At 65.7% G+C, this 25,228-nt stretch carries 24 protein-coding genes and 1 pseudogene; 11 read left to right on the forward strand and 14 right to left on the reverse strand.

Going from position 1 to position 25,228, the window contains the following annotated elements; all coding sequences use genetic code 11:
- The first annotated feature begins 1 nt into the window (after window position 1).
- Together fdhD and F3H57_RS18705 are read left to right on the forward strand one after the other, a co-directional pair.
- Window positions 2–832: a formate dehydrogenase accessory sulfurtransferase FdhD gene (gene fdhD / locus F3H57_RS18700; RefSeq protein ID WP_149757874.1), complete on the forward strand. Its 831-nt coding sequence runs from the start codon at window positions 2–4 to the stop codon at window positions 830–832.
- Window positions 814–1,032, forward strand: coding sequence for a formate dehydrogenase subunit delta (locus F3H57_RS18705; protein ID WP_149757970.1), 219 nt, complete (start codon window positions 814–816; stop codon window positions 1,030–1,032). Before fdhD ends, F3H57_RS18705 begins: the two co-directional genes overlap by 19 nt.
- Window positions 1,033–1,260: 228 nt before the next feature.
- On the opposite strand, the pseudogene F3H57_RS18710 reads toward F3H57_RS18705, so the two are convergent.
- The 4 genes and pseudogenes from F3H57_RS18710 to F3H57_RS18725 all read right to left on the reverse strand — a co-directional run.
- Window positions 1,261–1,506, reverse strand: a pseudogene (locus F3H57_RS18710) (transposase); the annotation flags it as partial.
- A 308-nt stretch (window positions 1,507–1,814) separates the two neighbouring features.
- The gene (locus F3H57_RS18715; RefSeq protein WP_149757876.1) at window positions 1,815–2,030 is read right to left on the reverse strand and encodes a WGR domain-containing protein; all 216 of its coding nucleotides are present in this window, start codon (window positions 2,028–2,030) and stop codon (window positions 1,815–1,817) included.
- 13 nt (window positions 2,031–2,043) lie between these two features.
- Window positions 2,044–2,343: a site-specific integrase gene (locus tag F3H57_RS18720; RefSeq protein ID WP_188129745.1), complete on the reverse strand. Its 300-nt coding sequence runs from the start codon at window positions 2,341–2,343 to the stop codon at window positions 2,044–2,046.
- Window positions 2,344–2,536: 193 nt separating this feature from the next.
- Window positions 2,537–3,565, reverse strand: coding sequence for a substrate-binding domain-containing protein (locus tag F3H57_RS18725; RefSeq protein ID WP_223163145.1), 1,029 nt, complete (start codon window positions 3,563–3,565; stop codon window positions 2,537–2,539).
- A 184-nt stretch (window positions 3,566–3,749) separates the two neighbouring features.
- On the opposite strand from F3H57_RS18725, the gene F3H57_RS18730 reads away from it, so the two are divergent.
- From F3H57_RS18730 to F3H57_RS23005, 5 genes are all read left to right on the forward strand, one after another.
- Window positions 3,750–4,889 (forward strand): aryl-sulfate sulfotransferase, encoded by a 1,140-nt coding sequence (locus F3H57_RS18730; RefSeq protein ID WP_149757880.1) that lies wholly within the window; start codon window positions 3,750–3,752, stop codon window positions 4,887–4,889.
- The gene (locus F3H57_RS18735) at window positions 4,880–5,710 is read left to right on the forward strand and encodes an ABC transporter permease (RefSeq protein ID WP_149757882.1); all 831 of its coding nucleotides are present in this window, start codon (window positions 4,880–4,882) and stop codon (window positions 5,708–5,710) included. The genes F3H57_RS18730 and F3H57_RS18735 overlap by 10 nt, the downstream gene beginning before the upstream one ends.
- The gene (locus F3H57_RS18740) at window positions 5,710–6,501 is read left to right on the forward strand and encodes an ABC transporter ATP-binding protein (RefSeq protein ID WP_149757884.1); all 792 of its coding nucleotides are present in this window, start codon (window positions 5,710–5,712) and stop codon (window positions 6,499–6,501) included. The genes F3H57_RS18735 and F3H57_RS18740 overlap by 1 nt, the downstream gene beginning before the upstream one ends.
- Before the next feature lie 38 nt (window positions 6,502–6,539).
- Window positions 6,540–7,508, forward strand: coding sequence for an ABC transporter substrate-binding protein (locus F3H57_RS18745; RefSeq protein ID WP_149757886.1), 969 nt, complete (start codon window positions 6,540–6,542; stop codon window positions 7,506–7,508).
- Window positions 7,509–7,573: 65 nt separating this feature from the next.
- The gene (locus tag F3H57_RS23005) at window positions 7,574–8,107 is read left to right on the forward strand and encodes a zinc ribbon domain-containing protein (RefSeq protein WP_188129746.1); all 534 of its coding nucleotides are present in this window, start codon (window positions 7,574–7,576) and stop codon (window positions 8,105–8,107) included.
- Here F3H57_RS23005 and F3H57_RS18755 read toward each other — a convergent pair.
- The 7 genes from F3H57_RS18755 to F3H57_RS18785 are packed head-to-tail and all read right to left on the reverse strand — an operon-like array spanning window position 8,094 to window position 15,057.
- On the reverse strand, window positions 8,094–9,410 hold the full coding sequence (locus tag F3H57_RS18755; RefSeq protein ID WP_149757890.1) for a TRAP transporter large permease: 1,317 nt from the start codon (window positions 9,408–9,410) through the stop codon (window positions 8,094–8,096). The two genes, F3H57_RS23005 and F3H57_RS18755, sit on opposite strands and share 14 nt — an antisense overlap.
- Window positions 9,407–9,979, reverse strand: coding sequence for a TRAP transporter small permease subunit (locus F3H57_RS18760; RefSeq protein ID WP_149757892.1), 573 nt, complete (start codon window positions 9,977–9,979; stop codon window positions 9,407–9,409). The genes F3H57_RS18755 and F3H57_RS18760 overlap by 4 nt, the downstream gene beginning before the upstream one ends.
- A gap of 59 nt (window positions 9,980–10,038) precedes the next feature.
- Window positions 10,039–11,052, reverse strand: coding sequence for a TRAP transporter substrate-binding protein (locus tag F3H57_RS18765; protein ID WP_149757894.1), 1,014 nt, complete (start codon window positions 11,050–11,052; stop codon window positions 10,039–10,041).
- A gap of 39 nt (window positions 11,053–11,091) precedes the next feature.
- Window positions 11,092–12,135 carry an L-idonate 5-dehydrogenase gene (locus F3H57_RS18770; protein WP_149757896.1) on the reverse strand — a complete coding sequence of 348 codons (1,044 nt, stop codon included), beginning with the start codon at window positions 12,133–12,135 and terminating at the stop codon, window positions 11,092–11,094.
- Complete coding sequence (locus F3H57_RS18775; protein ID WP_223163146.1) at window positions 12,132–13,091, reverse strand: 2-hydroxyacid dehydrogenase; 960 nt, start codon at window positions 13,089–13,091, stop codon at window positions 12,132–12,134. The genes F3H57_RS18770 and F3H57_RS18775 overlap by 4 nt, the downstream gene beginning before the upstream one ends.
- Window positions 13,091–13,858, reverse strand: a complete 768-nt coding sequence (locus F3H57_RS18780) for an SDR family oxidoreductase (protein WP_149757898.1) — start codon at window positions 13,856–13,858, stop codon at window positions 13,091–13,093. Before F3H57_RS18780 ends, F3H57_RS18775 begins: the two co-directional genes overlap by 1 nt.
- Window positions 13,858–15,057: a mandelate racemase/muconate lactonizing enzyme family protein gene (locus tag F3H57_RS18785; RefSeq protein WP_149757900.1), complete on the reverse strand. Its 1,200-nt coding sequence runs from the start codon at window positions 15,055–15,057 to the stop codon at window positions 13,858–13,860. Before F3H57_RS18785 ends, F3H57_RS18780 begins: the two co-directional genes overlap by 1 nt.
- A 190-nt stretch (window positions 15,058–15,247) precedes the next feature.
- On the opposite strand from F3H57_RS18785, the gene F3H57_RS18790 reads away from it, so the two are divergent.
- The gene (locus tag F3H57_RS18790) at window positions 15,248–15,970 is read left to right on the forward strand and encodes a FadR/GntR family transcriptional regulator (RefSeq protein WP_223163147.1); all 723 of its coding nucleotides are present in this window, start codon (window positions 15,248–15,250) and stop codon (window positions 15,968–15,970) included.
- 323 nt (window positions 15,971–16,293) lie between these two features.
- Here F3H57_RS18790 and F3H57_RS18795 read toward each other — a convergent pair whose 3' ends face one another.
- From F3H57_RS18795 to F3H57_RS18805, 3 genes are all read right to left on the reverse strand, one after another.
- Complete coding sequence (locus F3H57_RS18795; RefSeq protein ID WP_149757902.1) at window positions 16,294–17,007, reverse strand: hypothetical protein; 714 nt, start codon at window positions 17,005–17,007, stop codon at window positions 16,294–16,296.
- Between the two features lie 18 nt (window positions 17,008–17,025).
- Window positions 17,026–17,913 carry a sulfotransferase family 2 domain-containing protein gene (locus F3H57_RS18800; protein WP_149757904.1) on the reverse strand — a complete coding sequence of 296 codons (888 nt, stop codon included), beginning with the start codon at window positions 17,911–17,913 and terminating at the stop codon, window positions 17,026–17,028.
- 241 nt (window positions 17,914–18,154) lie between these two features.
- Entirely contained in the window at window positions 18,155–19,174 is a 1,020-nt protein-coding gene (locus tag F3H57_RS18805) for a replication initiator protein A (RefSeq protein WP_149757906.1), read from the reverse strand.
- 507 nt (window positions 19,175–19,681) lie between these two features.
- Between F3H57_RS18805 and F3H57_RS18810 the strand changes: the two genes are divergently transcribed.
- From F3H57_RS18810 to F3H57_RS18820, 3 genes are all read left to right on the forward strand, one after another.
- Window positions 19,682–21,061, forward strand: a complete 1,380-nt coding sequence (locus tag F3H57_RS18810) for an AAA family ATPase (protein ID WP_149757908.1) — start codon at window positions 19,682–19,684, stop codon at window positions 21,059–21,061.
- A gap of 103 nt (window positions 21,062–21,164) precedes the next feature.
- Window positions 21,165–22,238, forward strand: a complete 1,074-nt coding sequence (locus F3H57_RS18815; protein WP_149757910.1) for a ParB/RepB/Spo0J family partition protein — start codon at window positions 21,165–21,167, stop codon at window positions 22,236–22,238.
- Window positions 22,239–23,109: 871 nt separating this feature from the next.
- A complete protein-coding gene (locus F3H57_RS18820; protein ID WP_149757912.1) occupies window positions 23,110–25,218 on the forward strand; it encodes a GumC family protein in 2,109 nt (702 codons plus the stop codon).
- Window positions 25,219–25,228 lie beyond the last annotated feature (10 nt).

Below are 25,228 nucleotides of genomic sequence, written 5' to 3' on the forward strand. Positions count from 1 at the left end.
GATGGAGCGCGATACCGCGCTCAGCGTACCGGGGCGCGCCGTGCAGGACAGCGGTGCGCTCCACGTCTCGCGCGCGCTGCCCGAGGAGACGCCGGTCGCCATCGTCTGCAACGGCACCACCCAGGCGGTGATGATGGCGACCCCGGCCGATATCGAGGACTTTGCGATCGGGTTCTCCCTGACAGAGGGGTTCATCGGCAGCGGCGCCGATGTGCGCGACATCGAGGTGGTCGAACATGCCAAGGGCATCGAGGCGCGGCTCTGGCTGAGCGAGGCGCGGGCGGACGCGCTGCGCGCGCGGCGGCGTGCGATGGCGGGGCCGGTGGGCTGCGGCCTGTGCGGCATCGACAGCCTGGAGGAGGCCGACCGCCCGCTGCCAAGCGTTGCCGATGCGGGCGTGCGGCTGACCGAGCGGGAGACCGGGCAGGCCACCGACATGCTACGCACCCATCAGCCGCTGCACGACCGCACGCGGGCCACTCATGCGGCGGGCTTCCTCGTGCCCGGCGACGGTATCCTGGCCAGCCGCGAGGATGTTGGCCGGCACAACGCGCTCGACAAGCTGCTCGGCGCCCTGCACCGGCAGGGCATCGATCCGGGCTCAGGCGCCGTGGTGATGACCAGCCGCGTCTCGGTCGAGCTGGTGCAGAAATGCGCCCTGGTCGGGGTGCCGGTGCTGATCGCCGTCTCGGCCCCCACGGCGGCGGCGCTACGCGCCGCGCATGCTGCCGGGATCACGCTTGTCGCCTTTGCCCGCGGCAACGGCTTCGACGTCTATTCCCATTCCCATCGCATCGGCAGCGGAGAGCCACCATGTCGCCAGACAAGATGACCCACATGGCCAATCAGATCGCCACCTTCTTCAAGACCCAGCCCGGGGATGACGGAGCGAACAAGGTCGCCTCGCATATCAACGACTTCTGGGAGCCTCGGATGCGTGCGCAACTGTTCGACTATGTCGACAATGGCGGGGCAGGCCTCGACCCGTTGGTGCTGGAGGCGGTCGAAAAGAATCTCGTCGCGCCGGTGTGACCGTAGGACGACGGCGCATCGACACCGAAGTCCCGCCCCGGGGAGGGAGACTGCAGCATGACTGACATGGATTCTGAGGCCGCCTCCGCGCGAGATTGTCTGACCGACCTCATAGCGCAGGCCGCGATCCTCGTTGTCGATGATGAGCCCGGTATGAGAAATGTCCTCGCGAAATGTCTCTCCCCGCATGCGCGTGTCGTTGTCGAAGCTGCATCGTCCGAGGAGGCCGGAACCCTGCCACAGCTTCGGCACGCGCAGGTTCAGGGCGCCAAGGCGTGTCTTCAGCTCACGGTCTCGGTAGCCGTTGCGCCAGGTCTGCCGCCCGTCACCGCGTTCGTAGCGGCCAGCGCCGATCAGCCCTTCGACGTCGTGCTCCATCAGGGTCTGGAGCACCGCCTCGGTGACGGCGCGGAGAAAGTCTCCCTCGTCGTGCTTTTGCAGCAGCTCGACCAGGGGCATGTTGGCCTCGGTCATCGAGGTCTCCATCGGTCCGTGGTTGAAGTCCGTAAACTCCACCATCACCGACGCCCTCGATGGCTACACCGTCGGCGCGGTGCCAAATTCCACCACGTGCTCGGAGACTACCTGAAGGGGAGCTTCGCTGGACGCTCGAGGTCGTGGGTGAAGGGAACACGTCCCATATCTGGGAGGATACCTTTGCTTCGGACTTCGCTGCCCTAGTGGAAGCGCAGAAGGCAATCCTGACCCTCGGCCCGGAGGCATTCATCGGGGGCGATGCAATTCCGACCATCCTCTGAGAGCCCGCGCTTGGATCGTCATGCTTACCCGTAGCCGCGCTTCGCCTTCGCCATGTGGAGTTCGAACCGCGCGTTCTTGGCTTCTGCTTCCGTGTTGAACCAGTCGATGCGCATCTGCCCGGACCGTCCGATCCGCCCCCATTCCCGGACCAAGGCCCACTCCCCGAAGAGGCCGGGGACGATCTCCATTCGGTAGTAGCGATGGAGGTTGGCTTCGGGAACGCTCCTGGTCAGGTCCATGTCTATCCCCCCATCATGGCTGCGATGTCCTGCTCTTCTTTGCCGGCAGGACGGGCACGGTCCGGTGGACCACCTTCGCCCGGCCCGTGGTGTCCTCGCGCTTCCTCAGGCTGCGGATGGCGATGATGCCACCGCAGAAATCGACCCGGGCCGGAGTGATCTGCATGAGTTCAGAGGGCCGGCAGCGGGTGAAATGCAGCGTCTCGCAAAGAGTCCGGTCGCGGGCGGGCTGCCGGTGGGCCACGGCGAGAAAGGCAGCGCGCTCCTCGGCGTTGAGATAGAGGCGGTTGCCGGCAGGGTCATGGAGGCGCATTCTGAGCATATCTAACAGTTTACGGAATATCCGTTAACAACCCGAGCGAAATCGGCCTCCCCTGCCCGCTCCGGGAGGACGGATGGGAGGGGGGCTTGTACCGCGAACGGCGGCTCCGGGCCCTTACGGTTAATTGGTGCCCCGACGATAAATGACGGCTTCGACCTAAAAGTCTCCGTGTGCGCCCCCGGAGCTATTCCGGCGCGGAAGAGGCGCGGAGCACCAGTGCGGGCTCCGGCAGGAGGCGTACGGGAGGCGTCTCGGCGCCTTCGATCATGTCGAGGAGCGCGAGCGTTCCGCGCTCGGCGGCCTCCTCGAGATGCAGGTCCACCGCAGTCAGGGGCGGCGTCTCGGTCCGTGCGCGCAGCCCGTCATAGCGTGTCACCACCCTGACGTCTCGAGGAACGTTGCGACCTGCAGCGCGCAAGCCTGCCATCACTCCGGTGGCCAGCGCGTCGACCGGCACGAGAACGCCGTCGAGCGCAGGGTCCTCTGCAAGCCGCGCCTCGACCGCCGCGGCGCCGGCCTCTTCGCCATGCGCCTCGTCCACGCGGATTACCCTCGGCACAAGTCCCGCGCTGGCCAGAATCGTGCAATACATCTCCTCGAACTCGCGATAATACTGCCGCGCGCTGGTGCCGATAACGAGCGGAAAGGAGCGCGAGCCCGCGGAAAGCAGATGCTCGGTCAGCAGCTTTGCGGTGGCGCGGTAGTGCAGGTCAATGCAGGGCATGCCGGCACGCGGCGCGGCGCCAATGCCGACGACGGGGACGGCGCGGGCCGACAGCAGATCGAGGAACGGGTCGTCCTCGGCCGGCTCCACCAGAAGCGCACCGTCGAAGGGAACGTTACGTAGCGCGTCCGCCGGTGCGGCGATGGGCGGGACGAGCACCAGCGCCACGTTGCGCCGCAGCGCCACCTGGGCGGCCGAGGCGGCGATCTCCATCATGAAGCCGAGCTTGGAGGCGCCCGCGGCAACCGCCGTCGGCATCGAAGAGAAGAGCGCGATGGTGCCCGCGCGCCCCGTGCGCATGCCACGGGCGGCCATGTTGGGCACATAACCGAGCGTCGCGATGGCCTTCTCGATCCGGGCGCGCGTCTCCGAATCGACCGGGCGTTTTCCGTTGATCGCGTTCGACACCGTGCCCGGAGAGACCTGCGCGGCCCGCGCCACGTCGATCACCGTGACCCGCTTTTCCGGCCGTTTCGTCGTCTCTGTCATTCGCGTTTCGCTCAAAATTTCAGTTTTTGGACGCGTTCGGCGCTTATGGGCGTGCAACTGGAGTCTCAGGATCCTCGCTGCGATTAAAACGTTTTAAGTCACGCTTCACAAGTGATTAACGTTGTTAAAACGTTTTAACGGCATCGGCGGTCCCTTGCCGCCTCACGGACAGAAAGGAGACCCCATGACCGCCACGACCCTCAAACGCCCAACCGAGCTGCTGCCCGACCAGGTCACGCTGCGGCGCCGCGCGCTCGGGCTGACCGCGCACGATCCGGCGCGCACCGCGGGAGGCTACACGCTCTTCGCCGGGCAGACCGCGGAAGGCCGCGTCGACCTCGTCGATATCGACGGGCGGCGGGTGCACAAGTGGCAGATGCCGGTTCGCGCCGGGCGCGACGCAGTGATCCTGCCGAATGGCAATCTCGGCTACAACGGCAGCCACGCCATCTCTGCGGATCTCTATCCCGCCTGGGACCTCTGGCATGGCGGCGACTTCTACGAGGCCACACCGGACGGCGAGATCGTCTGGCGACACGAGGACATCCATCACCACCACGACGCACAATGGCTGGACAACGGCAACCTCCTGTACACTGTCGCCGCACCCTTGCCGGCGGAGAAGGCTGCACGCATCACCGGCGGCGACCCGCGCAAGGACGCTGCCGACGGCATCGTACAATCCGACATCGTGCGCGAGGTGAACCGCGCCGGCGAGACAGTCTGGGAATGGCGCATCTGGGATCATCTCGATCCGGCCGACTTCCCGGTGCACCAGATCTTCGACCGCCGTCACTGGCCGATGATCAATGGGCTGTCGGTGACCGCCTCCGGGCTGATCCTGATGAGTCTGCGCACGACAAGCGGCATCATCGCCGTCGACCGCGCCACCGGCCGCGTCATCTGGAATGTGGGCTCCGACGTCGTCGCCCAGCAGCACACGCCGGTCGAGACCGAAGGCGGACAGGTTCTGTGCTTTGACAACGGCAACCTGCGCCAGGGCTCCACCTCGCCGTTCTCGCGCGCGCTGGAATTCGATCCGGCCACGGGCGACGTGGTCTGGAGCTACACCGACCCGATGCCTTCGGCGTTCTTCTCGCCCTACATGGGCGGCGCCCAGCGACTCTGGAACGGAAACACCTTCATCTGTGAGAGCGCCTTCGGCCGGCTCTTCGAGGTCACGCCCGAGGGCGAGACTGTCTGGGAATACGTCATTCCCGACTTCGCCGAATACCCCGCGCCACTCAGCGGCTTCATCCGCGGGCTGCACAATTCGTGTTTCCGTGCCCATCGCTACACCAAGGACCAGGTGCCATGGCTGTGACCGATCTCCTCCCCCCCTCTGAGCGCAAGGGCCGGCAACGGCCCGGCGCGACCGCCCTCAGAAGCATGGCCGCCGGCGCGCTCCTACGCGGGCCGCTCATCTCCTTCGTCTTCGTCTTGGGGCTCTGGTCGGTCGTCGGCGTATTGCAGCTTGTACCCGAGTCGATCTTCCCGGCCCCGTGGTCGGTCTGGTCCGCGACGGTGGAAATGTGGGCGAACGGCACCCTGCCGAACGACCTTTCCGTCTCGCGCAGCCGCGCCGCCATCGGCTTCACCATCGGCGCGAGTCTCGGCGTCGCGCTCGGCCTGATGACCGGCCGCATCGCGGTGGTGCGCACGCTCCTCAACCCGTTCCTGACGGTGCTGCGGCCGATCCCGGCCATCGCGCTGGTGCCCGTCGCCATCGTCTGGTTCGGCATCGGCGAGGGTTCGAAGTACTTCGTGATTTCCTACACCGTCTTCCTGACCGTCTGGTTCAACACCCATCACGGTATGGAATACGTGCCCGAGGTCTATCTCCGCGCCGCGCGCTCGCTCGGGGTGTCGCGCCTGCGCGAGTTCCTGACCGTCATCGTTCCCGCCGCCGCCCCCTACATCTTCGCCGGGCTTCGGCTGGGGGTCGCACTCGCCTTCCTCAGCCTCGTTGCAGCGGAACTGTCGGGCGCGTCCTCGGGGATCGGCTACCGCCTGCAGGAGGCACGGCAGTACATCCGCACCGACAGAATGTTCTCGCTCTTGATCATCCTCGGCCTGATGGGAGCGACCGTCGACCTGATCGTCCACCGCATATCCCGCAAGCTCGTGCACTGGGAGCAATCGTGATGACCAACGACATCAAGGAAGGCCATGTTCGCGTCGAGGACGTGACGATCAACTTCGCCGGCAAGTCTGGCCCCGTGACCGCGCTCGACACCACGTCGGTTGAGCTGAAGCCCGGCACCTTCACCGCGTTGATCGGCCCGTCGGGTTGCGGCAAGTCCACGCTGATGAACGCGATCGGCGGGTTCGTGACACCCTCCACAGGCCGGATCACCCTCGACGGCACGCCGATCACCGGCCCGTCCACGAAGGTGGGCGTGATCTTCCAGCAATACGGCCTCTTTCCGTGGTTCACCGCGCTCGGTAATGTACGCTTCGGTCTGAAGCGCTACGGCCTGCCGAAATCCGAGGAGATCGACCGCGCCCGCGCCGCGCTCGACGAGGTCGGCCTCGGCGCTCATGCGGACAAGTTCCCGCAGCAGCTCTCGGGCGGCATGAAGCAGCGGGTCGCGATCGCGCGTACCTTCGCCGTCGGGCCCAAGGTGCTGCTGATGGACGAGCCCTTTGGTGCGCTCGACGCGCAGACCCGGCTCGTGATGCACGATCTGCTGCTCGACGTCTGGCAGAAGCATCGCGCCACGGTGCTCTTCGTCACCCATGACGTGGACGAGGCGCTGCTCCTCGCCGATGACGTGCGGGTGATGAGCCAGGCGCCTGGCCGGCTGATCCGACACTACGAGATAAGGCAGCCGCGCCCCCGCGCGCTCAGCCGGTCCGGGTCGGACCTGCTCGCCACCCGCGACGAGATTATCGACCTGCTGCGCCCCGCCGGCGCACTGGCCGACGTGCACTGAAACCCACGACCGAAACGCATGACCGACAGGAGAGACAGATGACCGTTTTCAAGACCCTGGCCCTGACTGCCACGCTCGCCCTTGCACCCTCTTTCGCCAGCGCCGAAGAACTCGTCTTCGCCTGGAGTCCCAACCCGCAGACCCCGCAGGTCGATGTCGCGCTTGCCCAGGGGTATTTCGAGGAGGCCGGCGTCGACGTGTCGCTCGTCTCCTTCGCCTCGGGCCGAGAGGGCTTCGAGGCGCTGCTCGGCGGACAAGTGGATGTGGCCTTCATGGCCGAGTTTCCCGCCGCCACCGGCGCGCTGACCGGTCAGCCCTTCCGGATCGTCGGCGATCTTGCGCGCTACACCGGCAGTCGCGTGATCGGCAACGCCGAGGCCGGCCCGCTCGAGAGCGCGGCCGATCTCGCGGGACGTCGCATCGGCACGACGATCGGCACGAATGTCCACTATTTCCTCGACGGCCTTCTGAGCGAGGCGGGCATCGAGGCGGAGATCATCTCCGCTGCGCCGCCGGACCTGGTGCCGGCAGTCGAGCGGGGCGATGTGGACGCGATCGTCGCCTTCCCGACCTTCTACGCCGCAGCGGAGGAAACGCTGGGCGATAGCTACACCGAGCTGCGCGGCAGCGACTACCAGGTGCATTACATCCTCGCCACGACGCCCGAGATGACCGAGGCGAAACGCGGTACGCTCGAAGCCTTCATCGGCGCGCTTGCAAAGGCTGACGCGGACGTCGCCGCCGATCCGGATATGGCGATGGAGGCGGTCGCGGCCTCGATGAGCGGGGCGATGTCCGTCGCTGAGCTCGAGGCGATGTGGCGCGACGTCGATATCGGTCTGACGCTGGACGATGACCTGACCGATCTGATCACGGCCGAAGCGGGCTGGATCCTCGATCAGGGCGTCATCCGGGCCGAGCCTCTCTCGCGCGACGCGGTCGCGGCCTTTGTCGCGCCGGGTCCGCTTGAGGCGGTGGCCCCCGAAGCGGTGTCGCTCGCCAACTGAGCGCGTCCGGGGTGGGCAGAACCGGGCATTGAACCAAGCCGTCGCGCTCCACCGGCCGCGGCGTGGTGGCGAAGAAGCTCGCCGAACTGAACGCGCGCTACGGCATCGAGATCCACAAGGTGGAGCCGGCCTACACCTCGAAGACCTGCTCGGCCTGCGGCTATGTCGACGGCCGGCAGCGATCGGAAGAGACATACCACTGCCGCCATTGCGGCAGGAAGTTGCATGCAGACGTGAACGGCGCCCGGAACATCGCCAAGGCGGTGACTGGGCATCCGGCGGATCACGAAGCAGCCAAGGGGGACGGACGTTCCGCTCGCCCTGGCACACCATCGCCCGCCGGACGCGCACGCTCACGCAAGGCCTCGTCGTCGCCCCGAGCCCGGAGCGTCACGCTCCGCGATCTGGTCCGGCGCTTCGGTGAGAGCATAGCCCGGATTCCAGTTGAGAGCGGCTCAGTTCTCAGGGGGCAGAGCGTGTCTCACGAGGACGGGCTGGCTGCGTCATCGGGCGCTCTGGCTCCGGCCATGCGTCGGCTGGTCGGGGCCGAGGGGCTGCTTGCCGCGTTTCCCGGTTGCCGGGCGCCTACCGTCCGGTAATTCCCGGGAAGGTGACGAGCAGGCCCACGGCGAGCACCTGGAGCGCGATGAAGGGCAAAAGCGACTTGAAGATCTCTCCCAGCGAGATCTCCGGCGGGGCCACGGACTTGAGGTAGAAGGCAGCCGGGCCGAAGGGGGGCGAGAGGAAGCTGACCTGCATGTTCATGGCGAAGAGCACCCCGAACCACACGGGATCGAGTCCCAGCGACTTCACGATGGGCACGAAGATCGGCATGGTCAGGAGCGCGATGCCCACCCAGTCGAGGAAGGCCCCGAGCACGAAGAGGATCGCCATCATCACGAGCACGATGACGGTGGGATTGTCGGAGATCCCGGTCATCAGATCCGAGATGAAGCGGATCCCGCCCATGAGGTTGTAGACCCCGACGAGAGCCGTCGCGCCGATACCGATCCAGACGATCATGCCGACCGTGGCAAGGGTCTGCATGGCGCTGTCGCGGAGCATCGCGAAGGTCAGCTCGCCGCGCAACAGGGTCGAGAGCAGCACCCCACCCACGCCGACGGCGGAGGCCTCCGTCACCGAGGCGATGCCCGCGTAGATCGAGCCCAGCACGAAAAAGACCACGAGGAAGGGCAGGATCAGACCCTTGAGGAGCCTGATCTTCTCGGCGCGGGGGATGGGTTCGGCTTCGGGGGGTGGGGCGATGCCGGCACCGGTATAGGAGCGCACCAGCACGTAGGCGACGTAGAACATCGCCAGCATGAAGCCGGGCAGGAAGGACGCGGTGAAGAGGTCTCCGATCGAGACGTTCGCCGTGAGTCCGTAGATGATGAGCACGATGGAGGGCGGCACCATGGTGCCGAGCGAGCCGCCCGCGCAGACGACACCGATGGCGAGGCGGCGGTCGTAGCCCTGGCGCAGCATCTGCGGCAGGGCGATGAGGCCGAGAAGCACGATCTCGCCGCCGATGATGCCGGACATGGCCGCTAGGATGACCGAGACGAAGATGGTCTGCACCGCGACGCCGCCCCGGATGCGACCCCCGACGAGGCGCATGGCGTCGAAGAGGTCGCGCGCGATGCCGGACCGGTCGAGCAGCGCGGCCATGAGCACGAACATCGGGACCGAGACGAAGACGAAGCTCTCGACGAAGGTGTAGATGCGGCTCGTGATGATCGGCACGGCCAGGGTGCCGTAGCCGAGCAGCGTGAAGACGAGGGCGACAAGCAGCGTGACGAAGGCCAGCGGCATGCCCGTGAGCAGCAGCACCACCATGAGGCCGAACATGTAGAGCGTGAGCGGGCCGATCCCGATGGCGGCGAAGTCGAGAAGGGCGCTCATTCGAAGGACTCCGTGCCGCGGACGGGGCGGCGCAGGTAGCCGTGCGCGAGAACGAGGAACTGCACGGCCATGACGATCAGGATGACGAGGAGGAACGCCTTCACCAGGGCCGGAGTCGGGGGGTTCCAGGCGCTGCCGGACGTTTCCATGCGGACGTCTCCCTGGGGCGTCCAGAACGCCTTGCCCACCATGATCCAGGCCGCGAAGGCGAAGAAGCCCGCAGCGACCATGGAGAGGAGCGACAGGAAGATGTTCAGGATGCGCCGCGCGCCCGCGGGCAGGGCGTCGTAGATCAGGACCACGCGGATATGGCTGTTGCGCGAGACGCAGAAGAGGCCGCCGTAGAGGAAGGCGAGGCCGCACAGGAAGGTGGTCGTCTCGTGCGCCCAGATGGTGGGGCGGTTGAAGACGTAGCGCAGGAAGACCTCCATCAACAGGATGCAGGCCGCCAGCACGATTCCGGCAGCGAAGAGGTAGGCCCCCTTCTCGATTGCGCGCCCGAGGCGTCCCGCCTCGGGGATCGCACGAGGCGCCTCTCGGACTGGGCTTTCGACGTCGGTCTGGCTCATGGCTCTTCTTCCTGAGAGACGCGGGGAGCGGGGGCGGTCCGGTCCGCCCCCGGGGTCCATCACTGGATGAGGCCCTTGGACTCCAGGTAGGCGTTGAGCGTGTCGTAGACCTTTTGCGCCATCTGCGACTCCGCGGCGACCTTCTCCCACTCGCCGCGGGCGATTCCGCGGAAGCGGGCGCGCTCCTCGTCCGACCAGTCGTGGACGGTAATCTCCCCGCCGGCCTTGGCCTCCTCGACGGCGGCCAGATCACGCTCCCTGAGCGAGTCGACCTGCGTCTGCTGGAACCGCTTCACTGACTCGCGGAACATCTGCTTCACGTCGTCAGGCAGCGCATCCCACTTGGCCTTGTTCATCGAGACCTCGACGAGGGGCAGCGAGTGAAAGCCCGGGTAGACGGGGTTGGGAGCCACGTCGTTCATGCCGACCTCCTGGTTGACCGAGAACACCGAGTAGTCGGCGGCGTCGATCACGCCCTTGTCGACGGAGGTATAGACCTCGGAGGCGGGCAGGTTCACCGGCGCGGCGCCGGCGGCGCGGAAGACGTTGGCGATCAGACCCTCGGGGGTGCGGACCTTGAGGCCCTGCAGGTCGTCCACGCCCTCGAGGGGCACCTTCGAGACGAAGGCTTCGAGGCCGGGTGTGGAAACGCCGATGAACTCGAGCCCGTAGGGGTTGAGAAGCTCGTTCATCAGCTCGGCCCCGCCGCCGTTCTCGACGAAATCGATCATCTCCGCGGGCGACGACCAGGCCCCCACCGGGTTGGCGATGAGGCCGAAGGCCGGGTCCTTGCCCGCGAAGTAGGAGGTGTCGGTGATGTGACCGTCGATGATGCCCGCGCCGACGGCGTCCTGCGTCTCCTTGTAGTCGACGATGGAGCCGACGGGCAGGAGTTCGACCACCACGTTGCCGTCGCTCATCTCCTTCAGGGTCTCGGTCCAGCCCTGCTGGAACTCGAAGTTGGGATTGCCCGCCGGGTCCGAGGACTGGAAGCGGAACGAATGCTCCTGCGCCTGAGCGGCGAGGCTCGTCGCGGCGATGGCGGCGGTTGCGAGTAGGGTCGTCAGTCTCATGGTCTCTCCTCCCTTGAAACTCGGGTTGGACCCCGGCCGTCAGGGGCCGGGGAAGCGGATCTGCACCTTCATGGCGCGGGACTTGTCGGCGGCGAGGTCGAAGGCCTCCCGCGCCTCCTCCGCCTCGTGAACGCCGGTCAGCAGGGGGGCGGGGTCGATGCGCCCCGTCTCGATCATGCGGGCGGCGAGAGCGAACTCCTCGTGGAAGCGGAACGTGCCGCGCAGGGTGAGCTCCTTGGCGACGGCGGTGCCGAGAGGCAGGGGCACCTCGCCGCCGATGCCGACCAGCACGACCGTTCCGCCCGCGCGGGTGGCCCCGAGGGTGCCGGCAATCGCGGGCGGCGCGGCCGAGCACTCGAAGCTGGCATCCACCGTGCCCTTGCCGCGCGAGAGCGTCTCCATCGCCTCGGGGCTACGCCCAAGGTCGATGACCTCGTCCGCGCCCATGCCCCGGGCGATCCCGAGCGGAGCCTCGGCGATATCGGTGGCGACGATCTGCGCCGCTCCCGCGAGACGCGCGGCGGAGATCACGAGGCACCCGATGGGGCCGCAACCCGTCACGAGCACCCGCTTGCCGACAAGGCTGCCCGCCTGGCGAACCGCATGAAGCGCGACGGCGAGCGGCTCGGTCATGGCGGCCAGCGCGAGATCGGTACCGGGCGCGAGGCGCACGGCCTGCGCGGCGGGGAGGGTCAGCTGCGCGCGCATCAGGCCCTGCTCGTGAGGCGTGCGCATGGCCGACCCGTTGAAGCGCATGTCGAGGCACTGGTTCGGCTGGCCGCGCAGGCAGTAGGCGCAGGTTCCACAGGGCCGCGAGGGGTTCACGGCCACGCGGTCCCCGACGGCCAGCCCCTGCGTCTCCGGCCCGAGGGCGGTGACGATGCCCGAGACCTCGTGCCCGAGGATCAGCGGCTCGACGAGGCGCACCGCGCCGAAGCCGCCGTGAAGATAGTAGTGCAGGTCCGAGCCGCAAATGCCGCCGTGGGAGATGGCGATCTGCGCCTCTCCGGGGCCGGGGGCGGCGGCCTCGGGGCGGTCCTCGATCCGCAGGTCGCGCGGGGCGTGGCAGACGACGGCCTTCATGGGCGCACCACATCGAGGAGGGGCTTTCCGGCGGCGAGGCGGTTGATGTTCTCGGCCACCGCGGCGCGGCGACGGGCGATGGTGCCCTCGGTCCAGCCGGACATGTGCGGAGAGAGGGTCACGTTCGAGAGCTCGTGGAACGGATGCCGCGAGGGAAGAGGATCGGGGGTCTCCTCGCTGGGATAGGTATACCAGGTGTCGAGGATGGCGGTCAGACGGCCGTCCTTCACCGCCTCCCACAGCGCGTCCTCGTCGACCACCGGTCCGCGGCCGACATTCACCACGATGGCGCCGTCCTTCATCGCCGAGAGCGTGCCGACGTCGATCAGCGAGCGCGTCCCGTCGGTCAGGGGAAGGGTGTTCACGAGGATGTCCACCTCGCCCGCAACCTCGTCCAGCCGGTCCAGGGTCGCCGCACCGGCATAGCGCGGCTCCTCCACGGGGGAGCGGTTGACGACATGGACCGCCATGCCGAAGGCGAGCGCGCGATCGGCGACGGCCTTGCCGATATGCCCGTGCCCGACGATGCCGATGGACCGGCTGCCCAGTTCCGTGCGCGGCGCGCCGGTCCCGGCCCAGTAGTGCCAGTCGCCCTTGCGCAGCCGCGCGTCGGCGTCGGCAAGCGGGACATGCCGCGCCAGCAGCACGGCGAAGGTCCATTCGGCGATGGCGGCCTCGTGACCGAAGGCGTTGCAGACGGTGCAGCCATCGGGCAGCGCGTCCATGTCGATGCCGTCGTAGCCCGCGGCGGGAAGCTGGTAGAGCCGCGCCGAAAGGGGCGGATCGCCCGCGCGGTAACGCACGCCCACCACCACGTCGGCATTCGAGAGCGCCTCGGCCTCGCCGGGCTGGTCGACGGTCGGAGAGAGGACCCGGATGTCATGATCCCCGTCCAGCATGTCCTCGATACCGGGGGCGAAGGCGGCGGCGTTGGTGCCGTGAAAGACGATCCGCATCAGAGCACCGAGATCATGCCGCCGTCGGCATAGATGATCTGCCCCGAGACGTAGTTCGACGCATCCGAGGCAAGGTAGATGCAGGTCCCCGCCAGTTCCTCGGGCAGGCCCCAGCGGCGCATCGGCGTGCGGCCCTTCACCCAGGCGTCGAACTCGGGATTCGACGTCAACGCCTCGTTCATGTCCGTCACCATGTAGCCCGGCCCGATGGCATTGGCCTGGATACCCTTCTCGCCCCATTCGGCGGCCATGGCCTTGGTGAGCATCTTCACGCCCCCCTTGGCGACCGTATAGGGGGCCACCGTCGCCCGCGCGAGTTCCGAGGTCAGCGAGCCGATATTGACCACCTTGCCCCGGCCCCGGCCCGCCATGCGCCTGGCGGCCTCGCGCCCCACGACGAAGGCGGCGGTGAGGTTGATGTCGATGACGCGGCGCCAATCCTCCGTCTCCAGCTCCAGCATGGGCTTGCGAAACTGGATGCCGGCGTTGTTCACGAGGATGTCGATTTCGGTGCCGGCCGTATCGAAGGCCTCGAAGGCGGCAATCACGGCGGCCTCGTCGGCCACGTCGAAGGCGGAGATCAGCACGTCATGGCCCGCCTCGCGCATCTCGGCGGCGGCCTGTTCCAGCCGCTCGGTGTTCACGCCGTTGAGCACGACGCGTGCCCCCGCGCTCGCGAGGCCTTCGGCGAAGGCGCGGCCGAGGCCCCGCGAGGAGCCGGTGATGAGCGCCGTGCGCCCGGTCAGGTCGAAGAGGTTCGTGGGCATCAATCTGCCTCCGAGAGTCGCGTGGTCAGGTCGGATCGCTCGAAGAAGCCGGGCAGCAGTTCGGTGCCGAGGCCCGGCCCCTCCATGGGAAGGATGCAGCCGTTCTCCACCCTGGGAACTTCGGTGACGAGTTCGCGATACCAGCCCTCGTAGAAGGCGCGGACGGATTCCTGGATCAGCGTGTTGGGCTGGCTGATCGACATGTGGACGGCGGCGGCGAAGCCCACGGGGCCGATGCAGTCGTGGGGCGCGAAGGGGCGGTGGTAGGTGTCGGCCATGGCGGCGATCTTGCGCCCCTCTGTCAGCCCCCCGGTCCAGCACAGGTCGGCCATGACCACATGGGCGGCGTCCCGGTCGAGGTAGTCCTTGTAGGCGAAGCGCGAGCCCAGTGTTTCGGAGGCGCAGGTCCAGACCGGGGTGGAGCGGGCGAACTCGCCCAACGCCTGCGGGCTGTTCATGCGGATGGGGTCCTCGAACCAGCGCGGGGCGTAGGGCTCCAGCGCGCGGGCGATCTCCATTGCGGCGGGCAGGTTCCACAGGGAGTGCATCTCCACCATGATCTCCATGCGGTCCCCCACCGCGGCGCGGATCTGCTCGAAGGGGCGCAGGGCCTCCTTCATCTGCGCTCCGGAGATGAAGACGCCCTTGTTCTCGATGGCCGCCGGATCGAAGGGCCAGATCTTCATGGCAGTGATGCCGCTGTCGAGGAGGTTCTCGGCCAGCGCCCCCGCGTCGGTCATGAAGGCGTCGAGATCCTCGTAGGGGCCGTCTGCGCCACGGTTCCAGGTGTCCACCGGCTTGATGCGGTTGGTGCGCACGTAGCGGGTGCCGGCGCAGGTGTTGTAGGTGCGGATCTTGTCCCACGTCCGCCCGCCCAGCATGACGTGGACGGGCTGGCCGGAAACCTTGCCGAAGAGATCCCAGAGCGCGATGTCGACAGCCGAGGCGGCGCGATACTCGACCCCGGTGGAGGCCTGCGCGTTCGGCAGGCTCACCATCTCCTTGTGGAGCGCCTCGATGTTCAGGGGATCCTGCCCGAGGAGGCGTACGGAAAGAGTGTCGTGGATATGCGCCTCGCAGGCGGCGGCGCCGTAGAAGGTCTCGCCAAGACCGGTGATCCCGGCGTCGGTCTCGACATGGACCCACAGGACGTTGGCGAACTCCTCCAGGCGGAACGTGCGGATGGCGGTGATTTTCAAAGGTGTCCTCCCAGCTCCGCCCGGCGGGCGGCGTCCTCCTGTCGGGATGCTTAGAAAAGTCAGGGCATATGGACAAACCGAGTTTACGAAAACTACCGGATTGTCAGACAATTTTGGAGAGTTTATCGTCAACTCCTCGAAAACCCGGGCCCGGTTCGCCGGCTCCGCCGCACTTCGTCAGGAGGTTTCCATGAAGGCACCCATCCCCCAGGAGCGACATCCCGAGACGAGCCTCGCCGAACGCGCGATGGTCGGTATCCGGGACCTGATCCGCTCCAGGGGGCTGCGCCCCGGCGACAGCCTGCCCTCGGAGGCGGCGCTCGCCGCCCATCTCGGGGTTTCGCGCCCGGTCACGCGCGAGGCGCTGAGGGGATTGGCCACGCTGCAGCTTCTCGACATCGGAGGCTCGCGCAAGGCGCAGGTGGCAATGCCGGATGCGGGGGCGATCAGCGTGATCCTCGATCACGCGACCCATGCCAACGGGATGAGCATCCAGCAGGTGCTCGACGTGCGCAGGACGCTGGAAATGCGCACGGTCTGCCTCGCGGCCCTGCGCCGGAGCGACGCCGAGGCCGCCGAACTGCTCGACCTCTCCGCGCGCATGATCGCCGCACTCGACACGAATCACTCGGTGGTCATGGAACTCGACCTCCGCTTCCATTCGGTCATCGCCCGAGCCTCGGGCAACGCCCTTTACGCCATGCTCGTGGACAGCTTCCGCGTCATCACCCGCAAGACATGGGCCATCGGCTGGCGCTCGCGCGGGACGCGGGAAAACCGGCTGGAAAACCTGAAATGCCACGAGCGCATCGCCACCGCCATCACCGCGCAGGACGCGGGGCGGGCCGAACAGGCCATGTCGGAGCATTTCGACAGCGCCGTGAACGTTCTCCTGCGCGCGGGTGTGACCTGACGCACTCGCTGTCCGGGACACATGATCTTTGGCTAGGCCCAGGGGACCACGAACATCGTACTTGGAGACCAGAAGCGGCACCGGCCCGCCATACTGCCCGGACAGGGACGGCGCGGTGGCGGGGCGTCGCCTCAACCGCTGCGGCCGGTGATGGCAGCAACGTAACCAAGGCGGAAAACCACTTACGAAAAGCCCGGACCTTGTTCAGATCAGCCGAGCCGTCTCCGTGACCTCGCGAGGCGCGCGTCCCGGTGATCATCGAGGCAGACCTCTCGCTGCGGAAAGGCGGGGATGTGAATGGCATTCGCCTCAGCGAGGCCCCATCACGATCGAGCGCGCTCCTTGAAGGCCGGAATCTTGTCGGCAAGAGCCTTGTACCACAATTGCCGCGACAAGTTGCGGTTCGGATGGTGATCGAGGCGGAACTGGCCCGCGTATTTGTTGTCGATCACGCCGGTCTCTGCGAGCATCGCCTTGTCGATACGATGGAAGCTGATGCGGTTATCGAACCGCGGCAATTCCTGCTCCAACGCATCGTTGAGGGCGAGACCCCGCTTCGTACGGGCGACCTGCGAGAGGTCCATACGTTTTCCCAGCTCCTCGAAGGCCGAGCGTTCGAGCTTGGTCTGTGGCCCCGTGACATCGATGAAGTTCTCATCGAGCACGGGTGTCGGATGTGCGCCAAGGACGCAAATGTCCTCGATGACGGAGTCGGGGAAATCGTCGTCACACAGCAGAGTCAGAAAGGAGATGTAGTTGCGGACCCTGTCGGCGATGAAACGCTCCAGGGTGACGTCTGGGTCAAGCGCGCTGGAGCGATAGAAAGTGAAATCGATATCGACGTTCCCGAACATCAGGACAAGCGTCTTAGTCTCCGGCGCGCGCGCAAGATGCCGAATGATCGCGCCGTGCTGGGTGTGAGACCTCGGCGAGGGAAGACCCGCGATCGTCGCTCCGGAAAAGGAGGTGAAAGAAAACTTTCCCCATGTATCGATCTGAAAGATCCTTGAATGGGAATCCCCGCAAAACATGAACATTTATTCGAACACCTTTTCTTATCGCCCGCCGGCCGTTTTCTTTTCGGCTTTGGCCACTCTTTTTATCAACTTCTTTGTCGCCTTTCTATACGTGTCCAGCATGACCTTGGACATGTTATTTTCGGCGTCGGCCGCGGTGACGGCAGAGGACAGTTCGATATCCGGACAGAACGTCTTCAGAAGGGATATGTCGAGTTTGTTCTGCGACTCCACGCTTTCGAGCTGTTCCGCGGAAAACAGGAGACGGGCATCCATCCGCCCCCGCGCGTTTTCGACGCGTTCCTGCATCGGGATGCCCCCGAGCAGTTCGGACAGATCGGTCACGGCTTGCAAGACGGATGTCTGCGCACCGAGATAGCAGTAGTCGTTGCGTACATGCTCCTTGCAGAGGTCCAGAACCTCCGCATCGGAACGCCCCCCGAAGTCCGGCTCGCTCAGCCCGCTGATGAAGCGGGCCTGAATGTTGTTGTAGAAATAGGAAATGTCCGGCTGCCGCAGCGCGTGCTCGATCGGGGTGTCGACCAGCAGGCCCGCCTTTTCGGTCCCCATGCTGGGCAGGTTGAGTTCGATGGCGTGCTTGTAATGCGAGAAGATGCGCGCCACCGGATCACGCAGAACGGAGATGTACTTGAACGGGCGCCCGTCCAGCGCACGATGCATTCCGTACATGAAATGCCCGTGCACGACCTTCACCGACGGGTTCTCGTCCAGAACCTTTCGCAGTTCCTCCAGCGAGCGGTCGATGTTGTAAGGGTTAGAGGGGTTCCAGTGAATAAAATGGCCCGGCGCCAGAGCCTCTTTCACGGACCGGAGCAGCGACGTGCCGGCCGTCTTGGGGATGTGGCTGTGGAAGACGACCCCACGTTCCATTGCGTCCGCAACGCCGTCGCTATTTTTCCAGACCATGTCTTTATTGTACCTCGGCGCGGCCGTGCGTGGGGTGATCGGGCAGTCGATATGACGCGAGATGGAAAGCGGCTCGGACGCGAAGTGTCAAGGTGATCGCGGGTCTTTACCCGACCAGGCAGGCCCCCGGACGACGCCGTGCGAAGACAGACCCGGCAAGCGGTCCCGCCAGTCTCCGGCACCCGCGCCCCAGGGTTCAGGAATGCCGATCCGGGAGAAACGTTTCGCGCGCGAAACACCCCTACCCTTTCGCGCGCGCTTTCACGAAACCCAGGAAGGCCGCGTCGGCCGAGCGCAGGCGCGGCCGGCCCGAGGCGGCCCAGTAGGCGCGCCAGTCGGCCTCGAGCGCGTAGACGTCGGCACCGGGCGTCAGGGCGCGGGCAGCCTCGAGCGTCTCCGGTGCCAGCGCGGGGGCGTCCGCGCCCTTGTCGCGCAGCGGCCGGCGGCGGGTGAAGCGGACAAGATCGCCCTCCTCCTCGGCCATGGCGTAATCCGGCAGATGGTCCGAGGCGATCATCTTGCGCAGGTTCGCCCGGAACACCCGGCGCGGCGCCGCGGAGCCGGACTTCTTCAGCAGCACCTCGACCGACACGCGCCACGACGCCTGCCGCCCGCAATGCTTGCGCGCCAGTTCATAGATCCGCCGCTCCAGCGGTTTCCTCAGTCGGAAATAATCGCGGCTGAGAGTCAGTACCGATTTCGCCATCACCGCCCGGAAGAGCCAGTCCGACAGCGTCACCGAGACCGAGATCATCCGCCCCCCGCGCGAGCGGCGCAGGATCTCCCAGCTCTCGATCAGGCCGAAGCCGGTGGTGGTCTCGACCTCGCCGGTGGAGATGTTGGTGGTGATGCGGGTGCCGGCGAGGCGTTCGAACGCCTCGCGCAGGCGGCGATAGGCGTCTCCGCTGGTTTCGCGGTTCGTCGCCACCAGAAGATCGTGGGCGCGCAGGGTGAGCGTCCGCCCGACCTCCCGGCCGGCATTGAGCGCGGCCACGAGTTGGCTGATACAGAAGATCAGAATGTCCTTGTCGTGGATCGTGGCGAGGCCCTTCACCGAGGGAATGACCTCGATCTCGGCGCCGTTATGGGCATAGCGCAGGATGCGCCGGTCGGGACGCGTGGCCAGCGAGAAGACCGGATGCTCCATCGTCGCCAGATCGTCCTTGGGGATCGCATCGAAGATGTCGCAGATGAAGAAATCCATCTGCCCGTGCCGGTCCGGCATGAGGGTCCCGCCCCCGCCGCTCTGCGCCGCTGCCATCGCCTGTCCCGTTCCTGCCGCGGCGAAGGAAGAACGCCCCGCGCCGTTTGCCGCCCGATCCGATACCGCGGCGCCGGAACTGGAGCCCGGCTTATCGTGGTTTCGGTGACGCCCAGCCTATGCGCGCCCCCTGCCCCGGTCCAGCGCCGAGATCGGGGGTTCGGAATCGCTTCATCGGGGGTTCGGAGTCGCCACGACGTGGTTTCAGAGTCGCGCAGCCTTTCAGCAAGCTCCGAAAACCCAGACAGATCAGTAGGTTTGCCAAACGCTCTGAAACCCGTAACACTATAGATAACACGATTCTAACACGTGCAGAAAATCTTGGACGTCCCCTGCCCTGCCCCCTGCGCGACCGATTACCTCCGAATTTCCTGAGAAAAATCGAATCGGATGCGGTCTTCGCTTCCATGTTCGCGGTTTTTGCGTATCCTGATAAAAACGCGGCATGTCCGGCAGGATGCTCCGGACGATGACCGCCACAGGCAGCGACCATGGATAGGACGAGGCATGAGCGGCGAGGACGTTCCCTATCACAATATCGACCCCGACCGGGCGATGCGGGATCTCGGCGATCCCTTCTCCACCGCGCGGTTCTCGGAGATCGCCGAAGCCTGTGCCCGAGGTCGGCACGACCTGGCCTCACGCGGGCTCGACGAAGGCGGATCGAAGACGCTGCGGCTCTTCTCCACGTGGGAAATCACCCGCTACATGATCCCCGTCGCCACGCCGCATTTCCGTCGCGTGCTGAAGGCCAATCCCGACCTGCCGCAGGGCCGGTCCGATACCGCCGGCGGGGCGAAGTGGTTCACCCTCGACGAAGTCTTGCGGCTGCGCGCCCATTTCGCTGCGGAAGGGTCGAAATCGAAGGGCTACCTGCCCTACCGGCCCGAGGGGCAGCCGGCGAAGATGGTGGCGGTGGCGAACTTCAAGGGCGGGGTCGGCAAGACCTCGACCGCGGCACACCTGGCGATGTCGGCGGCGCTCGACGGCTACCGGGTGCTGGTGGTCGATCTCGACAGCCAGGGCTCGATGACCTCGATCTTCGGCGGCAAGGTCGCCGACGAATGGGGCACGGTCTTTCCCCTGCTCGCGCGCCACTATGCGCAGCACCTGCGACGCGAGAACCAGGCCCGCCTCGACCGGGGCGAGGCCCCCCTGCCCCTCGACGACACGCTCTCGGAGGCGCTGGAGATCGGCGCGGCCGATATCGTCCAGAAGACCCATTGGCCGAACATCGACCTGATCGGCGCGCAGCTGAACCTCTACTGGTCCGAGTTCCAGATCCCGGTCTGGCGGATGCAGGGGCGCACCTGGAAACTGTGGGACGCGCTGACCGAGACGCTCGAGGCCGACGGGGTTCTGGACCGTTACGACGTGGTCTTCCTCGATACCCCCCCTGCCCTCGGTTACCTGACGATCAACGGGCTCGCCGCCGCCGACATCCTTCTGGTGCCGCTCGGCGCCTCATTCCTGGAATTCGATTCCACGGGGCGGTTCTTCGACATGCTGCATTCCACCTTCGCCTCGATCGAGGAGGGAGAGAACATGGCCGCGCGGGCGTTGGGTCGCGAGGGGCTGGCCTTCGAATGGGACGCGGTGCGCGCGATCCTGACACGCTACGACGGCGCCCAGCAGGGCGAGCTCGCCTCACTGATGCAGGCCTATCTGGGCGCGACTCTGTCTCCCGAGCGGCAGGACTATACCGCGCTCATCGGCCAGGCCGGGGAGCAGGTCTCGGGCATCTACGAGGCCGATTATCGCGACTTCAACCGCGAGACCTATGCCCGCGGCCGCGCCACCTTCGACGCCACCTATGCCGCCTTCAAGCGGCTGCTCGTCGGCACCTGGCGGCGCGACGAGCTGGCCCGCGCAAAGGCGGCGGAGTGAGGATGTTTCGCGTGCGAAACGCAGGAGCGCGCCCGTCCGGCCCGAACGTTTCGCGCGCGAAACATCGGACCCGGACCACGGCCCACACGAAGGAAAGTGAGACATGGCCAAGCGCAAGCGACTGACCCCGGCCAATCCCGACTATCTCGGCCAGGCCGATGCGGGGGAGGGCGACGCGGCTCCCGGGCCGAAAGCGGCCTTTGCCTCGGCGCCGTCGCGCGCGCCCATCGCCGAGATCGCGCGCGAAACCTCCTCGGCCGCCGCGCTCGGCGAGCTCAGCCGCTCCATGGAGGAGGCTCGCGCGCAGGGGCGAATGATTCTGGCGCTGCCGCTCGATCAGGTCGCGGCGGAGCACCTGGTCCGCGACCGGATGGGCGCCGATGACGAAGACTTCGCCGCCCTGATCGAGAGCCTTGCTGCCCGCGGTCAGCAGACCCCGGTGGAGGTCGTCGACCGAGGCACGGACGCCGCGCCGCGTTACGGGCTGATCTCGGGCTGGCGGCGGCTCGCCGCGCTGAGGCATCTCGCGGAGGAGGGCAGGGGGGCCGGAGAGGTGCTGGCGGTCGTCCGCGCGCCCCGCACCGCCTCGGACGCCTATGTGGCGATGGTCGAGGAGAACGAGATCCGCGTCGGCCTGAGCTATTACGAACGCGCCCGGATCGCGGTGAAAGCCGTCGAGGAGGGGGTGTTCGAGACTCGGGAGGAGGCGCTGCGCGCGCTCTTCGCGAACGTTTCGCGCGCGAAACGCTCCAAGATCCGCAGCTTCACCGAGATCGTTGTGGCGCTCGACGGGGTATTGGTATTCCCTACGGCACTCGCTGAACGCAGCGGTCTTGAGTTGGCTCGGAGACTGGCCAAAGATCCAGACTTGGCTTCGCAGATCAAGGTTGATCTCGCAGCCTATCCGCCGGCGAATGCAGCTGAGGAACTCAAGCGTCTTGCAGCACCAGCGGTAGGGCAGGGGATGCGCACGAAACACGGCAGGGCAGGGGCTCAGACAGAAGCGAAGGCCACGGCCGCTTCGGACAGTGCCGACAAATCTGCCGCTCCCGTCGCCCCGTTGCGCCTCGAAACGACCTATGATCCCGAGCGTCGGGAGATCACCGTTTCCGGGTCGGGGGTCAGCGCATCGTTGCACGCCGAACTCGAGCGCTGGCTGGCCGTCCGATTGAGCTGATGTCAGTTCAACGCCGTTAGAGTGTTTCACTTGCGCTTTGACTCGGAAGCGGATTCATGCTGGCTGCCGCGAGAAGGTTAGCATTTATGGTTCGAGCCTATAGCGCGACAATTTGGATGAGACGCGCGCGTCGATCTGGATGAGATTCTACGTCGCGACCTCTGTGACGGTATCATCCTGATTGTCGCGCGGCACGAGCCTGTTCTGATGACTTGCGTAGCTGTGTAGTGACTGCGGTCGAGGGGGATGAGCTGCCGAGCGGCGGCCACCCTGTTCGGTGTGGCGGCGTCCTCTGCAGTGAGGTGGACGCAGCGCTTCCGGCGGACGGGGTCGGTCTCACCTGCGCTCCGCGCGGAGGCTGATCGCTCTAGGCTGGCACGCGTCGTGCCTGGTTGCTGGCGTGGATCACGGCCGAGTCGCACGTCACGCCGCGCCGCGAGGGCCAGACGCAAAAGAAGACCTGCGCGCCGCGGAACTGAGCCGCGCTGACGTCACCCGCAGGCGGAGCTCCTGGCGGCGATGGCTGGTCTGGCTCGATCCCACAGGCCTGGTCTTCGTGGACGAGAGCTGAATCAAGACCAACATGGCGCCGTTGCGTGGCTGGGAACCGAAGGGTGGGCAGGTCAGGGACACCGGAATTGCTATGACTGGGTCTCGGCTGGTTGCTCGATGGCAAGGCCAGCGCACGCTTGCGATAATTTCAGCACATACTTGGCCCGGAGTAGTGGACGGAGGTCGCAATAGCCGGTACGGCAGACATTGGCGTTAGGCTACGTGGTTCAGCTTGGCGCAACAGCGTCGTTCCACAGCTTCCGGATACTTTTGTATAATGACGAGAACATTCCAGCCGGTTTCTACACTAAGATCTAGTATGGCTGCGGCACAGTCCGATATATCCGGCGAAGATGATGTGATTGATCTTGGAGCGATCCTAGGAACTCTCTGGCGCGGCAAGCTTCTCATTGTTCTCACGATGATCGCGGCGGTACTTTTAGGGGGATATTACGCCTACATTGTGGCGACGCCCTTGTTCCGCTCGACAGCCACGGTTGTACTGGAGACTCAGCAGGAACAGATCGTTGATTTTGAAAGCGTGGTCGGTGGTATGTCGGCTGACTCGACGGTGATCAACACCGAAGTCGAAATCCTGAGAAGCCGTGCCCTGATGGGACAAGTGGTCGATGAGTTGAACCTCATGGACGATCCTGAATTTAATATGTCTCTGCAGCCAGCCGGGGTCGTTGATTGGCTCACATCAAGCATAAAGGTTCTTTTGGGGACAGCGGGGGCTGATCCTGTTTCGGGAGAGGCCACGGACAACCAGCAGCGAAACGCCACGATCAGTACGCTGCAGAAGGCCGTAAGCGTGCGCAACGTGCCACAGACCTACGTCTTCGAGGTCACGGCCGAGACAGCCAATTCGAGAAAGTCGGCTCGTATTTCGAACACGCTTGTGGAACTCTACATCAGCGACCAACTCGACGCGAAGTTCGAGGCCACCGAGAGTGCCACAGCATGGCTCTCGGATCGGGTGGCCGAGCTGCAGACCGAACTCGAGACCGCCGAGCAGGAGGTCAAGAACTTCCGCGCGGATATCGAGCTTATCAGTCCAGAAAGTTTGGCGGCGCTGGAACGCCAGCTCAAGGAGCTGCGCGACCGAACGACAAATCTACGCGCCGCACAGACCGAGGAACAAACGCGACTGGAGGCGTTGCGTGCGGCAGAGACCCCGGAAGAGCAGGCCGCCGCCGCTGGGGACCGGACTCTGAATTCGCTGTTGGGGCAACTTGATGAACCCGGTCGCACCGAGACGTTCGAGGCTCGTTTCGAGCAAATCGAAGCCCGCGCCGATGCTGATGTGCAGCGCAACGCCCGGCAGATAGAGACCCTCGAAGCCTCGCAGGAAAATCTCGAGACGCAGATCGCGCAGCAGAACGAGGACCTAATTACGCTGCAGCAGTTGACTCGCGAGGCGGAGGCGAGCCGGCTTCTCTATGAGTACTTCTTGTCGCGCTTGAAAGAGACTTCGGTCCAGCAGGGCATCCAAAAATCCGATAGCCGGACACTCTCCGAAGCGGTTGTGCCGGCCTCTGCATCGTCTCCCAGAAAATTTCTTGCTCTAGGTACAAGCGGCATGCTCGGCTTGCTGATCGGTGCCGCGCTCGTTCTGCTGTTGGAGGTGCGCCGTAATACGTTCCGCGATGCGACTGGTACCGAGAGGGTGACCGGCTACCCCGTTATGGGGCAGATTCCGCTCTTCCCGGCAAAAGAGCGCAAGAAAGCGGTGGCCTACATTACCGAGAAACCGACCTCCGCCGCGGCGGAAGCGCTGCGTAATCTGAGGACATCGCTGCTTTTGTCCAACGTCGACAAGCCGCCCCAGGTGGTTCTTGTCAGCTCTTCGATACCCGGGGAAGGCAAGACTACGCTTGCCATGACGTTGGCTAAGAACTTTACTGGCATGGACAAGCGCGTCTTGCTGATCGAGGGTGACATTCGTCGGCGTACGTTCGAACAATATATTGATGCTCGGAAAAGCGGCAGTCTAGTTTCGGTCATCTCCGGAGAGACCGGAATCGAGGACGCGATTGTCCACGATGAGGCGACCGGCCTCGAAGTTCTCATGGCCGAGAAGAGCCCGGTGAATGCGGCGGACCTCTTTTCTTCGCAGCGCTTTGCGGACTTTCTGGTGGAGGCACGCAAGCACTACGATCACATCATCATTGATACACCCCCGGTCTTGGTAGTGCCGGATGCCCGAGTGATTGCACAGGTCACGGATGCCGTGCTGTTCGTCATCCGCTGGGATCACACCTCTCGGGCTCAAGTGAACGAGGCACTGCAGATGTTTGAGAGCGTGAACCATCCGGTGACCGGGGTGGTGCTCAACCAGATCAGCGCGCAGGGGATGAAGCGCTATGGCTATGGCGGAAAGTACGGCGCATACAGCAGCTACGGGAAGAAATACTACACTGACTGACGTGTATCGA

The organism is Roseivivax sediminis (assembly GCF_900112685.1).
GTDB classification, from domain to species: domain Bacteria; phylum Pseudomonadota; class Alphaproteobacteria; order Rhodobacterales; family Rhodobacteraceae; genus Roseivivax; species Roseivivax sediminis.

Excerpts from the sequence above, each read along its gene's own strand:
- F3H57_RS18755 (WP_149757890.1), bottom strand. The coding sequence starts at position 9,410 with ATGAGCGCCCTTCTCGACTTCGCCGCCATCGGGATCGGCCCGCTCACG.
- F3H57_RS18715 (WP_149757876.1), bottom strand. The coding sequence starts at position 2,030 with ATGGACCTGACCAGGAGCGTTCCCGAAGCCAACCTCCATCGCTACTAC.
- F3H57_RS18790 (WP_223163147.1), top strand. The coding sequence starts at position 15,248 with ATGAAGGCACCCATCCCCCAGGAGCGACATCCCGAGACGAGCCTCGCC.
- F3H57_RS18735 (WP_149757882.1), top strand. The coding sequence starts at position 4,880 with ATGGCTGTGACCGATCTCCTCCCCCCCTCTGAGCGCAAGGGCCGGCAA.
- F3H57_RS18795 (WP_149757902.1), bottom strand. The coding sequence starts at position 17,007 with ATGTTCATGTTTTGCGGGGATTCCCATTCAAGGATCTTTCAGATCGAT.
- F3H57_RS18730 (WP_149757880.1), top strand. The coding sequence starts at position 3,750 with ATGACCGCCACGACCCTCAAACGCCCAACCGAGCTGCTGCCCGACCAG.
- F3H57_RS18725 (WP_223163145.1), bottom strand. The coding sequence starts at position 3,565 with ATGACAGAGACGACGAAACGGCCGGAAAAGCGGGTCACGGTGATCGAC.
- F3H57_RS18765 (WP_149757894.1), bottom strand. The coding sequence starts at position 11,052 with ATGAGACTGACGACCCTACTCGCAACCGCCGCCATCGCCGCGACGAGC.
- F3H57_RS18780 (WP_149757898.1), bottom strand. The coding sequence starts at position 13,858 with ATGCCCACGAACCTCTTCGACCTGACCGGGCGCACGGCGCTCATCACC.
- F3H57_RS18760 (WP_149757892.1), bottom strand. The coding sequence starts at position 9,979 with ATGAGCCAGACCGACGTCGAAAGCCCAGTCCGAGAGGCGCCTCGTGCG.
- F3H57_RS18705 (WP_149757970.1), top strand. The coding sequence starts at position 814 with ATGTCGCCAGACAAGATGACCCACATGGCCAATCAGATCGCCACCTTC.
- F3H57_RS18805 (WP_149757906.1), bottom strand. The coding sequence starts at position 19,174 with ATGGCAGCGGCGCAGAGCGGCGGGGGCGGGACCCTCATGCCGGACCGG.
- F3H57_RS18810 (WP_149757908.1), top strand. The coding sequence starts at position 19,682 with ATGAGCGGCGAGGACGTTCCCTATCACAATATCGACCCCGACCGGGCG.
- F3H57_RS18745 (WP_149757886.1), top strand. The coding sequence starts at position 6,540 with ATGACCGTTTTCAAGACCCTGGCCCTGACTGCCACGCTCGCCCTTGCA.
- F3H57_RS18770 (WP_149757896.1), bottom strand. The coding sequence starts at position 12,135 with ATGAAGGCCGTCGTCTGCCACGCCCCGCGCGACCTGCGGATCGAGGAC.
- F3H57_RS18820 (WP_149757912.1), top strand. The coding sequence starts at position 23,110 with ATGGCTGCGGCACAGTCCGATATATCCGGCGAAGATGATGTGATTGAT.
- fdhD (WP_149757874.1), top strand. The coding sequence starts at position 2 with ATGGAGCGCGATACCGCGCTCAGCGTACCGGGGCGCGCCGTGCAGGAC.
- F3H57_RS18740 (WP_149757884.1), top strand. The coding sequence starts at position 5,710 with ATGACCAACGACATCAAGGAAGGCCATGTTCGCGTCGAGGACGTGACG.
- F3H57_RS18775 (WP_223163146.1), bottom strand. The coding sequence starts at position 13,091 with ATGCGGATCGTCTTTCACGGCACCAACGCCGCCGCCTTCGCCCCCGGT.
- F3H57_RS18815 (WP_149757910.1), top strand. The coding sequence starts at position 21,165 with ATGGCCAAGCGCAAGCGACTGACCCCGGCCAATCCCGACTATCTCGGC.
- F3H57_RS18720 (WP_188129745.1), bottom strand. The coding sequence starts at position 2,343 with ATGCGCCTCCATGACCCTGCCGGCAACCGCCTCTATCTCAACGCCGAG.
- F3H57_RS18800 (WP_149757904.1), bottom strand. The coding sequence starts at position 17,913 with ATGGTCTGGAAAAATAGCGACGGCGTTGCGGACGCAATGGAACGTGGG.